This is a genomic window from Negativicoccus succinicivorans, assembly GCF_018372215.1.
In the GTDB taxonomy this organism is placed as follows: domain Bacteria; phylum Bacillota; class Negativicutes; order Veillonellales; family Negativicoccaceae; genus Negativicoccus.
The window spans coordinates 167,974-180,977 of sequence record NZ_JAHAJN010000001.1; the positions used below are offsets into that span (position 1 = coordinate 167,974).

12 protein-coding genes and 5 tRNA genes are annotated in these 13,004 nt (G+C 45.4%); 1 reads left to right on the forward strand and 16 read right to left on the reverse strand.

Features of this window, described 5'->3' with window-relative positions:
• Positions 1–51 precede the first annotated feature (51 nt).
• Entirely contained in the window at positions 52–1,758 is a 1,707-nt protein-coding gene (locus KIB08_RS00875) for an Rqc2 family fibronectin-binding protein (protein ID WP_303988434.1), read from the forward strand.
• A 314-nt stretch (positions 1,759–2,072) separates the two neighbouring features.
• On the opposite strand, the gene KIB08_RS00880 is transcribed toward KIB08_RS00875, so the two are convergent.
• The 16 genes from KIB08_RS00880 to KIB08_RS00960 form a co-directional block, all read right to left on the reverse strand.
• Positions 2,073–2,161 (reverse strand) — tRNA-Leu (locus KIB08_RS00880).
• A 5-nt stretch (positions 2,162–2,166) separates the two neighbouring features.
• Positions 2,167–2,240: transfer RNA gene (locus KIB08_RS00885), tRNA-Cys, on the reverse strand.
• Between the two features lie 4 nt (positions 2,241–2,244).
• Positions 2,245–2,319 (reverse strand) — tRNA-Gly (locus tag KIB08_RS00890).
• A 4-nt stretch (positions 2,320–2,323) separates the two neighbouring features.
• Positions 2,324–2,399, reverse strand: a tRNA-Phe gene (locus tag KIB08_RS00895).
• A 16-nt stretch (positions 2,400–2,415) separates the two neighbouring features.
• Positions 2,416–2,491 (reverse strand) — tRNA-Asp (locus tag KIB08_RS00900).
• Positions 2,492–2,544: 53 nt separating this feature from the next.
• Positions 2,545–4,047 carry a TrkH family potassium uptake protein gene (locus tag KIB08_RS00905; protein ID WP_303988436.1) on the reverse strand — a complete coding sequence of 501 codons (1,503 nt, stop codon included), beginning with the start codon at positions 4,045–4,047 and terminating at the stop codon, positions 2,545–2,547.
• Position 4,048: 1 nt separating this feature from the next.
• A complete protein-coding gene (gene trkA, locus KIB08_RS00910) occupies positions 4,049–5,386 on the reverse strand; it encodes a Trk system potassium transporter TrkA (protein WP_303988437.1) in 1,338 nt (445 codons plus the stop codon).
• Positions 5,387–5,390: 4 nt separating this feature from the next.
• On the reverse strand, positions 5,391–6,272 hold the full coding sequence (locus KIB08_RS00915) for a CvfB family protein (protein ID WP_303988438.1): 882 nt from the start codon (positions 6,270–6,272) through the stop codon (positions 5,391–5,393).
• Positions 6,244–6,597 carry a ribosome silencing factor gene (gene rsfS, locus KIB08_RS00920; protein WP_303988440.1) on the reverse strand — a complete coding sequence of 118 codons (354 nt, stop codon included), beginning with the start codon at positions 6,595–6,597 and terminating at the stop codon, positions 6,244–6,246. Before rsfS ends, KIB08_RS00915 begins: the two co-directional genes overlap by 29 nt.
• Before the next feature lie 12 nt (positions 6,598–6,609).
• Positions 6,610–7,527 (reverse strand): LCP family protein, encoded by a 918-nt coding sequence (locus tag KIB08_RS00925; RefSeq protein ID WP_303988442.1) that lies wholly within the window; start codon positions 7,525–7,527, stop codon positions 6,610–6,612.
• Positions 7,524–8,111, reverse strand: coding sequence for a bis(5'-nucleosyl)-tetraphosphatase (symmetrical) YqeK (gene yqeK / locus KIB08_RS00930; RefSeq protein ID WP_303988444.1), 588 nt, complete (start codon positions 8,109–8,111; stop codon positions 7,524–7,526). Before yqeK ends, KIB08_RS00925 begins: the two co-directional genes overlap by 4 nt.
• Entirely contained in the window at positions 8,101–8,712 is a 612-nt protein-coding gene (nadD, locus tag KIB08_RS00935) for a nicotinate-nucleotide adenylyltransferase (RefSeq protein ID WP_368487373.1), read from the reverse strand. Before nadD ends, yqeK begins: the two co-directional genes overlap by 11 nt.
• Positions 8,713–9,048: 336 nt before the next feature.
• Complete coding sequence (locus KIB08_RS00945) at positions 9,049–9,345, reverse strand: YhbY family RNA-binding protein (protein ID WP_303988448.1); 297 nt, start codon at positions 9,343–9,345, stop codon at positions 9,049–9,051.
• A gap of 2 nt (positions 9,346–9,347) precedes the next feature.
• Positions 9,348–10,628, reverse strand: coding sequence for a GTPase ObgE (gene obgE / locus KIB08_RS00950; RefSeq protein WP_303988450.1), 1,281 nt, complete (start codon positions 10,626–10,628; stop codon positions 9,348–9,350).
• 113 nt (positions 10,629–10,741) lie between these two features.
• The gene (locus tag KIB08_RS00955) at positions 10,742–11,872 is read right to left on the reverse strand and encodes a S41 family peptidase (RefSeq protein WP_303988452.1); all 1,131 of its coding nucleotides are present in this window, start codon (positions 11,870–11,872) and stop codon (positions 10,742–10,744) included.
• Positions 11,872–13,002 (reverse strand): murein hydrolase activator EnvC family protein, encoded by a 1,131-nt coding sequence (locus tag KIB08_RS00960; protein WP_303988454.1) that lies wholly within the window; start codon positions 13,000–13,002, stop codon positions 11,872–11,874. Before KIB08_RS00960 ends, KIB08_RS00955 begins: the two co-directional genes overlap by 1 nt.
• Between the last annotated feature and the right edge of the window lie 2 nt (positions 13,003–13,004).

Consider the following 13,004-nt stretch of genomic DNA (forward strand, 5'->3'; position numbering starts at 1 on the left):
TGTAAAATGAAGAGACTTAGCAGATATAGACGGAGGAAATGGAAGGTTTAGATGAATATTGACAGTTTGCTTTTTACAAAATGGGCTTTACTTGCAAAAGAAGAATTACAAGGCGCAAAGCTCGGCAACATTCGAATTTTAGATACATCCACGTTCAGCTTAACAATGCTTTTGCCTCGAGGTACACGCGCCTGGCAAGTCTCCTTACAATCATCGCCACGAACTTGGTGGAGTCATAAAAAGCCGGCAGGAAACAATACTCCTACCAACAATTTTTGCATGGTTTTGCGCAAACATCTGGAGGGCGCCACACTTACGGAAATTGCAGCACGCTATGGTGATAAATGGGTCACCGCCACATTTCAGCGCATTGAAGCCCAAGGAAAAATTGTCTCTAAAAAGCTCGAATTAGAACTGATTCCGAATGCACCAAATCTGGTATTAACTGTTGACGGACAAGTTATCGATGCGTTACATCGCAAACCCTCTTCGCGCCGTGATCTCGCTCCCGGTCAAACCTATAGTGAACCGCCGCACAGCGAAAAAATATTCTGGCTCGAATTGACACCACAGGAAATATTGAACTTAATCGGCGAATTACCACAGGAGCTCACTCTTACACAAGCACTTGCCACTTATTTTAACGGTTTTTCTCGTCCGTTAACCAGGCTGTTAAACACACGCTTACAACTCGTTCCGGAAATGACGTTGGCAGAGCTTTCCTCTGCGTCAAAAAAAGAGTTGATGACATGCTTGGCAACATTGCAGAAACTTTTCATGACGCAATCTAACGTATATTTTTATAAACACGGCCGCGAAGCGTGGCTGTCTCCTTTCCTATTTTGGGAATGGCAGATGGATAAAGTCGCAGAATTCTCTGATCCTAATCAGGCGTTTGCTTCTGCAGAACTTTTTTCGCAATACGAAGAACGCATCCAGCGCCTGCGCCAACGTATTCGCTCTATGCAAAAAAAGGAACGCACTAAGCAACAAAAAATCCGCCGGGAAATGGCGGAAACGGATCGTCTTGAAACTGACAAATTATACGGTGATCTTTTGTCTATTCATGCGTATTTACCACATGAATATCGCACAAAAATTACACTTCCCAATTTGCTTTCTGATCAGCAGGAAGATGTTACCATACCTCTGCGCGCGGAATGGTCGCTGGCGGAAAATGCGCAACTTTATTACAAGCGGTATAATCGTTTGAAAAAAAGAAAAACACAGGCTTTGCCTTTTTTGAAAAAATCGGAGCAGAATCTCCGGTATTTAGATTCCCTTGCGTATTTTCTTGAGGAGTCTTTGCAAGCACCGGAACTGACCGATTTAGAAAACGAATTGGATGCCTTGCGGCCTAAAAAGCAAAAGAATCACAATCATCGCTCATTAAGCACAAAATCGCAACCGCTGTCACTGAACTACGACGGCTACCGCATTGAGATCGGACGCAACAATGTGCAAAATGAAACCTTGACTCTTAAAACGGCAGGTCCTGATGACCTTTGGCTCCATGCCAAAGAAATTCCGGGTTCCCACGTTATCATCTTTGCCAATCCCGGTGAGTCCTTCACCGAGGAGGTCATTACCTATGCGGCGCAACTGGCTGCGTACTACAGCAAAGCCAAAACAGCCCCGAAGGTCGAAGTAGATTATACCTTTCGTAAATACATCAAAAAGCCACAAGGCACGCCACCCGGATTTGTGCATTATACTCACCAAAAAACGTTGCTTGTCCCACCGCAAAAAGAAAGTTAAAGAACCGTATCAATCGGTTCTTTTTTTGTAAATTCATTTTGTCCTATCGCGAAGACTTTATCAACTCTAAGAACCAATTCCTTGCTACTCGTAAAAAGTTTATATCCTTAATAATTATTTTTTTGAGCATATTACAACACGCATTATGCCATTGTGTATTCATGATACGTGCTGATGTCACCCAAAATCGTTTCTATTAAGAACTTCGGCTACGATTTTTGATTCGCAGCATATTTATTCGTGCCATTTGGCGCAACAAAAAAACCGATTCGCATGAATCGGTTTTTTTCTTAATAAATCTTATGACCAAAAATTGGTGCCGAGGACCGGAATCGAACCGGTACGAATCTCTCGATTCGACGGATTTTAAGTCCGTTGCGTCTGCCTGTTCCGCCACCCCGGCAAATGTGGAGGCGGCACCCAGAATCGAACTGGGGATAAAGGTTTTGCAGACCTCTGCCTTACCGCTTGGCTATGCCGCCACAATGGAGCGGGAAACGAGATTCGAACTCGCGACCCTCGCCTTGGCAAGGCGATGCTCTACCACTGAGCTATTCCCGCATGATGGTGCCTCAGGGCAGAATCGAACTGCCGACACGAGGATTTTCAGTCCTCTGCTCTACCGACTGAGCTACCGAGGCAAATAAAAAAGAAAAATGGCGACCCGGATCGGATTTGAACCGACGATCTCCGCCGTGACAGGGCGGCATGTTAACCACTACACCACCGGGCCGCAAGACTTACTTTGATAGTATATCGGTTTTCCTGTACAGTGTCAAGATTTCATTACAAGTAGCGTCGCTTTTTTGCATTCTGTAAACGCTTTTTATCTTTGCGCAAAAAGTTCGACCAAAAGCCGGGATGCAACATGACCAGCAATGTCAACAACTCCAAACGTCCCAACAACATGTCGACAATAAATACGACCTTGGCCCAGGGATGTGCCAATGCATATGAACCGGTCGGTCCTAAATGGCCGAACGCCAAGCCGACATTACCCAATGTGCTGGCAACCCCCGTCAGAGATTCCATAATCGGCATGCCAGTCAAGGTTACCAATAATGTCGATGTAAACAAAATCAAAATGTACAAGATGAAGAAAATAAGAGTTACCATAACTTTTTTGTTCGGTACCGCCTCCCCATTATATTTGACTACTTTCACCATACCCGGATGAATCATTTGCTGCAAATAGGCCCAAATGGCTTTACCGATATAAATGTAGCGAATCACTTTGACGCTGCCGGTCGTGGAGCCTGAACAGCCACCAATAAACATGGCAATAAATAAAATGGTTTTGGCAAACGGGGGCCAAAGATCATAATCAGCTACTGCAAACCCTGAGCCGGTTTGCATGGATGTCATGGTGAAGAATCCATCCATTAAACTCTCTAAAATCGTAGTATTTTGCTTGAAAAAGAGTGTGCTCGCAATAACTAACGCGCCTACACACAAAATGGAAATATACACTCGAAATTCGGTATCTTTAAAAATGAGGCGAAACCCTTTTTTCCACCCTAAATAATACAGACCGTAGTTACCGCCGGAAAGAACCATAAATAAAATAAAAATTGCCTGAATGACATAATTTTCTTCATAAATAAACGTTCCGGCGCTGCGAGCCGCAAAGCCGCCGGTTGCAATAATTGACATAGCATAATTCAGCGCTTCAAAAATCGGCATTCCTGCCAAACATAAGAGCCCAAACAATACGGCCGAAAAAAGGCAATAGATTCCCCACAGCGTGATGGCGTATTTGCGAATGCGCGGCATAATTTGACCATAGCCGTTAATCGCTGCTTCGGCATTAAAAAGGTTCGCTGCCTCCGGCCCTAAGCTGCGCAGAAACGCGAGCAAAAGAATAATGATCCCCATACCGCCAAACCAGTGTGTCATACTGCGATACAACAGTAACGGACGTGGCATCCCGTCGACGTCCAAAATAACGGTAGCACCGGTCGCCGTATAGCCGGAAACCGATTCAAAAAGCGCATCCACGAAACTGGGAAGTTCATTCCACATGTAGTAGGGCAGTGCGCCCACCAAGGAGGCTAAAATCCAAGTAAACGAAACCAGTACGAACCCTTGACTAAGTGAAATGGATGTGATTTTTTGACCGTTGCGGTCAATCAATATTCCCAATGCCAATGTAATTAAAGCACTAAAGAAAAGCGGCCAAATCCACTCGTTAATACAAATGCCATAGAAAAAAGGCACCAGCATAACAAGGGAAAACACCATAACCACTTTCCCTAACAAGGCACAAACGGCTTTCATCTTTTTATTCATACTATGCTTCCATATACGAAATTACCGCATCACTATATTCCGGCAGTGTAAATAGTACAATTTGATCGCCCGGCTCACACACCGTACGTCCATTTGGTACTATCGTTTCCTCACCGCGAACAATAGCTGCCAGTAAGGTTGTCCCCGGCAAATTAATTTCCGCCAACGGACGATGCACAAGAGGATTTTGCTCGGTTACTTTCAATTCCAAAGCCACCGCCTTCGAGTCCTCAAAACTACTGATGGAAAGCACTTCCCCTTTGCGAATCTGTCGTAAAATTTCGTTCGAAGTCAGTAAACGCGGCGAAAATACGATATCGATCCCCACTTGTTCCATCAAGTCTATGTATTCCGGTCGTCCGACACGTACAAGAGTTCGTTGGACACCAAAATGACGTGCCATTAATGCGACGAGTAAATTGAGTTTATCATCATCGGTCAAACAAACAATCGCATCATAATCGCCCACTTCCTCGTCACGCAAAAGATCGACATCAGTGCCGTCACCATTAATGACGATCACGTTGTCGGTTTCCGCTGAAAGGAGTTCGCAACGCTCATAATCTTTTTCGATAACTTTGACATGGTAATTGGCTTTTTCTAAAAGAATAGCCAAATTACGACCAACCAGTCCAGCACCCACCAGCAAAACATTTTGAATCCGTGTACGGGTCGTAGAGAGTTCTTCTTCAAGTCCTTCAATCGCTTGACGTTCGCCGAGAAAGAATACATTATCAAGCATTTGAAGCGTATCATCCCCGTTTGGAATGATCATACGTCCATGTCGGAAAATGCCGACGATCAGAACTTTGTCGGGAATTTCCAAATCACGAATCCGTTGTCCCAACATGTCTTCATTATCACGTGCTTTAATTTCCAAGAGTCGGACTTTGCCATTCGCAAAGTTTTCAACATCCAAGGCATTCGGCATCTTGATAATCTGCATTACTTCATTGGCTGTAACCATTTCTGTGTTAATAATGAGGTTCAAACCGAGCGATGCTAACGCCGGATTATTATTTTGCAAGATGTATTCTTTGGCACGGACACGCGCAATGGTTTGCGTCGCCCCCAACTGCTTGGCAATGTAGCAGGATAAAAGATTTACTTCGTCACGATCAGTCACAGCGACGAAAAGTTCCGTATCTTCCATGCCGATGTCCATAAGCAGACCGGGATTGGCTCCGTTACCTACCATCAGCATAGCTTCCAGATAGCTGCGAATCAAATCAATCCGCTCGGAATTTTCATCTATCAGGATGACATCATGATCTTCTTCCGATAAGCGCTGGGCAAGCGTGTATCCTACTTTGCCGGCACCGATAATCACAATCTTCATAATTCTACTCCACTAATCGTGTCTGCACATTGTCTTGGGTAATTTTTTCTTGTTTCATTAAATGCCCAAGTGCGCGTTTGAACGCACTTTTACTGAGGTTAAATTGACGACGAATGACCGTTGGATCGCTTTTGTCTGTATACGGCATTACACCGCCACGTGCTTCCAAATAAGCAAGGATCGTGGCTGCATCCGTGGCTATTGCGGTTTCTTTTTGTGCACGTAGCGATGCATTCAAACGACCGTCCGCGCGCACGAATGTAACCCGTGCCTTGACCATTTCTCCTACCAAAATCGTATGATCCCATTCATCACGATGAACAAAAACCAAATATTTTTGCGGCGTGATTCCCAATGCTCCGTCTGCGGTAATATTATAAATCGCCGCCGTTACTTCATCGCCACGCTCAATGCCCTCACTGGGTTTGGCAATGGATTGCATGGCTAAACCTACATCCATGCTCACCGCCAGTCGGCCGGATTTATCTTCGTAAAGACGGACCCAAACGCGATCACCTTCGTGAAGATTCCCTTTCATTTCGGCAAATGGTAAAAAGATACCGCGCTCAGTCCCTAAGTCAACGAAGGCACCAAAGCGTGTGCGTTGAATTACTTCAGCATATGCAATTTGCCCCGGTTGAATACGCGGTAAACGCATGCTCGCTGTCAATCTGCCTTTGGGATCATGGTACAGAAAAACATCCACAAGATCTCCCGTTTCGACCGATGTGGTTTGTTGATCATGATGCAGCAGAATATCATCCGAAGTATTTCCGGTGCCGGCATCCAAAAAGGCTCCCATTTCACCGGTACGTGCGACCCTAAGAGTGACAAGCGTATTTTCTTTTAACGTTACGTTATTGGTCGCCGCTGATTTGCTGTTCAATTTTGGCGTCTCCCCACATTGTGTCCAAGTCATAGTAAGTGCGTTCTTCCGGCACAAAGATATGGACGATAAGCGATCCGAAGTCCTGCAAAATCCAGGTTCCCTCACGGTATCCGTTTTCTCGTAAAAGCTCTACATTATTATCTGCTAACAGCTTAGTCACTTCGTCAGCCAATGCCTGTGAATGCTTTTTGTTTCCTGCATTCACCAAAATAAAATAATCCGCCAGCGTAGTAATACCGTCCATATTTAAAACTTTGATCTGTTTACCTTTTTTACTTTCCAATAAGGATACAACCTGTTCCGTTAGCTGCTTAATTTCCATATTTTCCCCTTCCTAATTTGCCATATTCGTAGTCAAGGTCTTACCAATCAACGTTTGACTACCGATCGGATCTATTTGCCAGTAATGAACTTCTCCAGCCGTTTGCGACTCCCCCGGTACGATGTAAAAAGCAACATTTTCAGGTGGTATTTTCGTCAATTCATATACCAGTTTCGCTCCGTCGCCTGCTGAAATATTACTCGTAAAATGATCCCACCCAAAATATGTATACATGTAGTTTACCCAACTATATTGTTTTTGCAGTTGTGAAAGATATGCTTTCAAAAATCGTTGTTGACGTTGAACACGCCCCAGTTCATCAGCAATAGAGTCGCGATACCGTAAGTAAGCAATCGCTTGATTACCGTCAAGCTCCTGGTAACCTTGTGCTAAACGAATAGGTGTGGTCATGCCATCGTCGTATTCCATGTTTTTTTCTACATACAGTGACACTGGACCACGCGTATCAAGCCAAGATGCAAAGTGCGATTCGTCAACTACCACATAGTAAGGAATAAAAATCTGAAATGAGCGCTCTACCTGCTCTTTTAATGCAACGATCCCGCCAACCCTATACGAATCCTTTAAAAGCGGCACGTGTCCGTCTTCGGTCGGTGATCCCATATTTGGCAAAAGTGAAATCGCAGCTGCTGTTTGTTTTTGAAAGTTAACGGCAATAAGCATAATGGTATCAGCTGTTTGCGGCTCACTTTGATCAATTCCCGTTGCCAAGATATAAATCGGTGTATCTGCCGTTCCCTGTACCAATTCTTTGGTGCCGTTGTCATGTGTTTTTTGTTGTACGAACCAATATACAGTACCGATCAAAAGCAAAAAGCACAACAACATGACTATCCATTTTAACCGTGAAAGCCAGCCTCTGCGTTTCTTACGTCGCCGTTTCGGCATCTTTATTCTTTCGTCATTCATGCTTGCTGCGTTTCCCTTATTAAATAATTACGCACATCTACTGTCGGCACATAAATTTCCTGCCCCAAATTCAATAGATGACGAATAGTCGAATCAATGCCGGCCAAGGCAGCTTTGTGCAAATCGGTTTTGGCGAGGGCACGGATCTGTTCCACACCGCTATATTCACGCATCGGCTCAATATAATCGGCTACAAATATAAGTAATTCAAGACGGCTCATTGCCACCCGTCCCGTAGTATGATACGCAATAGCGGCAAGTTCTACAGGGTCCGTAAAACCGAAGTTATTTTGAGCGTATACAGCCCCGGCAAGGCCGTGCAACAAACTGCGCATATGCCACATCATCGGCGAAATTTGTTGCTTTTGATCCGCCAACAACTCATGCATTTCTGTAAGTGACATTTCTTTCGCACAATCATGAACCAAGCCACAGCGCTCCGCCTGTTCGGGATCGCCGCCAAATTGTTGCGCCAAAACACTTGCCGTATGAGCAACTCCCAGTGAGTGACAATATCGCTTTTCGGAAAGCAATTCTTTCATTTTTTTGCGAAGTTCTTTGGTAGAAACAGTTTTAACAGTCATAAACTCTCTTTTCTGTCAGCCGGCAACGTACAGCGTCCGGTATTAAATAACGTACGGACTGCCCTGTGCAAAGACGCCTGCGCAAATCTGTCGCGGAGATTTCCAATTGTGGCGTTGCCAAATAATGGATACGCGTTTGCGCCAAATCCCCAAAGCGTTCGGTAAGATGCTCCCGGTTGACCTGGTAATGAGGCCGCAACGCGCTCACAAAATGGCATAATTCAATCAATTCATCTATGTACTTCCAAGTCGGCAATTGTTCCAGTGTATCCGTACCAACAATAAAATAGAATTCCGTACCGGAAGGATATTGCGTGTGAAAATATCGCAATGTATCTACCGTATAAGACAGTCCTTCCCGCTGTAACTCGACATCAGAAATGGCAAAATGCGGGTTATCTGCGATCGCCAAGCGCACCATCTCATATCGAAATTCATCCGGTGCGACATCTAAATTTTGTTGTTTATGCGGTGGATGCGAAGCCGGAACAAATACCACTTTGTCCAAATCATATTCTTGCCAGGCCGCTTCCGCTATTACCAGATGGCCAAGGTGAATGGGATTAAATGTCCCACCGAAAATTCCAATTCGTTGCGGCATTGTCATAAGCTATCTTCCTATCCCGAGAATTACGATCAACAGTACCAAAAAAACTATGAGTAGTATGTATTCTTTTGCATCATGACGACCTTTTTCAGTTTTGAAATGGTACTTCCAGCAAATTTTCCATTTGTGTAACATCATCGTCTTATTTGTCCTGTACTGAAAAGACAATACTTGTATGTGCTAAAGCTTGCAACCCCATAGGACTGCGTGTATGCAATGTTTGTGTACTGCTCCCAATCTCCGCCCCTAGATCAAATTCAAAATCGTCAGCAAAACGAGTGTAAACATTAGCATACACTACCGCACGTTTACAGGCTGGAAAGTCGCTGTTCACGACTCCGGCAACTCAATCTTAGAATCTTTTTCTTTCGCGCGAAAAAATACACCTATACCGCCGATCTGTTGTACTGTTTCAGCATGCAACACAGATGCTAACGTATTCATTGTGGCATCTTTTTCCGCCGGTGAATTCTGATGAATTTTAACTTTGATTAATTCGCGCTTGGTAATGGCCTTGCGCGCACTCTCGATCACTGTATCTTCTAAACCGTTTTTGCCGATTTGCACCACCGGATCCATATTCATCGCCAATTTTTGTAAAAACTTCTTCTGTCGATTTGTTAACATAATTACTCCTCAAAGGTAAATTCGACTTCTCCGATGCGAACTGTATCGCCTTGTTTCACACCCTGCTCACGCAAAAATTCATCAAGTTCCATATAGCGCCAAATTTTTTGAAAACGAAGAACGGAATAATCGTCATCAAAGTTTGTCATGCCAACCAGTCGTTTGATCCGACGGCCATGTAATTCATAAGCGGCATCATCGCCACGCGTCAACGTAAAATCCGGTTGCGGCGTTTCATCATATATCGCTTCATCAATGACAGCCGGCTCTTCCTGCGATTCCATTGCTACCTCTTGCAAAACCTCCCAGGTCCGCTGCAGCAGTGCGGGAATCCCTTCACCGGTCACAGTGGAAATGGGAAAGACTTCTCGCCCTTTTTCTGTTTGTATTTTAGTAAACGTCCTCAGCGCCTCAATATCAGACAAAACATCTATTTTATTCGCAACAATTAATTGGCGCTTCTGTGGCAACAGGTCACTATACAATGCCAGTTCGGTGTTGATAATTTCAACATCTTCCAATGGATCTCGCCCTTCGGAACCGGTGACATCCACCATGTGCAACAACACTTTACTGCGCTCCACGTGACGTAAGAACTGATGTCCTAAGCCGACACCTTTACTGGCACCTTCGATGAGGCCGGGGATATCTGCCATCACGAATTGTCTCTCTTCGTCCAAACGGACTACACCTAAACTCGGCGTAAGTGTAGTAAACGGATACGCAGCCACTTCCGGTTTAGCGGCGGATACTTTGCGAATCAGCGAAGATTTGCCTACGCTCGGATACCCGATAATTCCCACATCGGCTAACACTTTTAATTCCAAGCGTAACCAACGTTCCTGCCCCGGCTCCCCCTGCTCCGCAAATTTCGGTGCCCGATTGGCACTGGTGGCAAAGCGCGCATTTCCGCGGCCACCGCGACCGCCTTTAAGTGCAACATACTCTTCGCCGTCCGCTACTAAGTCGGCCAGTAACTTGTCACTCTCATCATCATACACAGATGTTCCCAAGGGAACATCAATGTATAAATCATTGGCATCTTTCCCGAATTTATTGCTTGATTGTCCGTTTTCGCCCGGTTTCGCTTTAAAGATCCTGCGATAGCGAAAATCAATTAACGTGTTCATGTTGCGCGTCGCACGTAAAATAACGGCACCGCCGTGCCCGCCATCGCCACCACTCGGACCGCCCTTGGGTACATACTTTTCACGACGGAAACTGCTCATCCCGTTCCCGCCGGAACCTGATTCTATTAAAATTCTTGCGCGGTCGATAAACATCTTGTTCCGCCTCTCTTCAAAGCGCACAAAGCGCTTAATGTAATAGTTTCTGCTAAATTAATCTCATGTTACATAATTCATTCAAAAAAATCAAATAGAGGCATCTATCGCCTCTATTTGATTTTTTTGACTTCTTCAATAGCTGTCTGCAGTGCTTGTGGTGTATCCGCTTCCGCTCCCAAATCGATGTCAGGCGTAACACCATATCCGTTAATGCTGCTTCCATTCGGACTGTAATATTCTGCAATCGTCAAGCGCAGTCCCGTCTCACCGGAGACCGGCAGTACGCTTTGTACGGTTCCTTTCCCATACGTTGTCGTACCCATCAAAATACCGGTTTGGTGATCCCGAATCGCTGCTGCTAAAATCTCACTGGCGCTCGCACTGTCATGATCAATTAAAACCACAAGAGGCACGCGCTCATTGCTGCCGTTCACTTTGATAACCTCGGTTTTGCCGGAGCGCGGCACAATTCGTACCAATTCCCCCTGCGACACAAAATGATCCGCCACCGCTGTTACGGCTGCCAACGAGCCTCCCGGATTCTTGCGTAAATCCAAGATCAGACGCTGCATACCCTGATATTTTAATTCCGTCAGCGCCCGGTTTACTTCCTCCGGGGTATGTTCCGTAAACTGACCGATGCGTAAATAGCCAATCTGCTCCGCCATCATCTCATGCGTTACCGTCGGAACAGAAAACTCTTTACGTTGCAGCGTAAAATCTCGGTCTCCGTTATCACTGCGTACCGTAATCGTTACCTGCGTATTCGCGGGGCCGGTGATTTTTTCAACCGTTTTAGGCAATGGCATTCCCTTGGTGGTTTCCCCATCTACAGCAACAATATATCCGTTTACCGGAATATCCGCTGCTTCTGCGCTTCCGCCGGGCAAAACCTGAACGATGCGGGGAAACTCGCTGTCGGTTGTCAGAATGATGCCTACACCCACAAACTTGCCTTCTATGGATTTCGTAAAACGGGCAAAGTCACCCGCCGGCAAATAATAGGAGTATGGATCATTCAAGCTTTGTACTAGGCCGCCAATAGCCCCGTCAGTCAATTGCTCCGGATCGGGGCGATGGACGTAATCATGCCGTACCGTAAGCAACACACGCGCAAATCGCACGCCATCTTCAACACTGCCAAACAGAAGATAGGATGTTGCCAATAAAACCAAAATAACAAAAATAGTTCCCGTCACTACTGCACGTACCAGGTATTTAAAATTCCATGGTTGTTTCATCAGAGATATCCCATCGGGTCTACAGGCGAGCCGTTAACACGCACTTCAAAATGGCAATGCGGTCCAGTCGAATAACCGGTAGAACCGGCATATGCTATAACTTGTCCCTGTTGCACACTCTGCCCCGGCGAAACCGCCAGCTCGGAGTTATGTCCGTACAAAGTACTCAAACCATTCCCATGATCAATAACAACGGCATAGCCGTAACCGCCGAGCCAGTCCGCTTCAATGACAACACCGCTATCCGCTGCTACAATAGGCGTGCCGGTATCGACTCCGATATCGATGCCCGAATGATAAATCTGCGTGCCGAAAATCGGGTGAATACGATAACCGAACGGTGATGTGATAGGACCGCTTGTCGGCCAAACGAAAACACCACTGCCATGCACAACCTGTCCGGCACTGGCACCTTGTTGTTGCCGTGCTCTAATGCGTGCTTCGATATCCTGACTGGTAGCTTGTAATTCCGCGTAAGACGCTTCTGCTAATGCCTTTTCATCTTGTAAGCGTGCTAAGACGATCAGTTGATCCTGTTTTTTATTTTCGACAACGGTCTTCTTTGCTTCCGCTTCGGCTTGCAGTTGTGCCAACTGCTGACGTTGTGCTTCCAACTGCTGTTTTTTCTGCAAAATAAGCTCACGTTCGGCGCGAATTTCCGCAATCAAATTCAGATCGGCCGAAACGATTCGTTTTAAAAATTCCAAGCGATTGGCAAAATCGGTAAAGTTTTTCGCACCTAAAATAACTTCTAAATAATTCAGCTTGCCGTGCATATATACGTCACGCAAGCGTTTATTTAAAATCCGTTCACGTTCGTCCAATCGCTTTTGCGCAGCAGCGAGTTCCACTTCAGTTTGTTGAATTTGGGCATTGACTTGCGATTGCTGCACCTCTATTGCATGCAACTCATTCAAAGCCACATCCAGCTCACTTTGAATCTGACGCAACAGTTCGGAAACAGAACCGATTTGCTCCTCAGCAAGTTCTTTACGGTGCTGTGCTTCATTCATTTGTGATTGCACATCAGAAAGCTCATCTTCTAAGTTTTCTGCCAACGACGGTACTGCAAACCCTTGACAGAACGCCCATATTAGAAGCCATGCTACTCCTTTTTTCCATCGTCTCATAA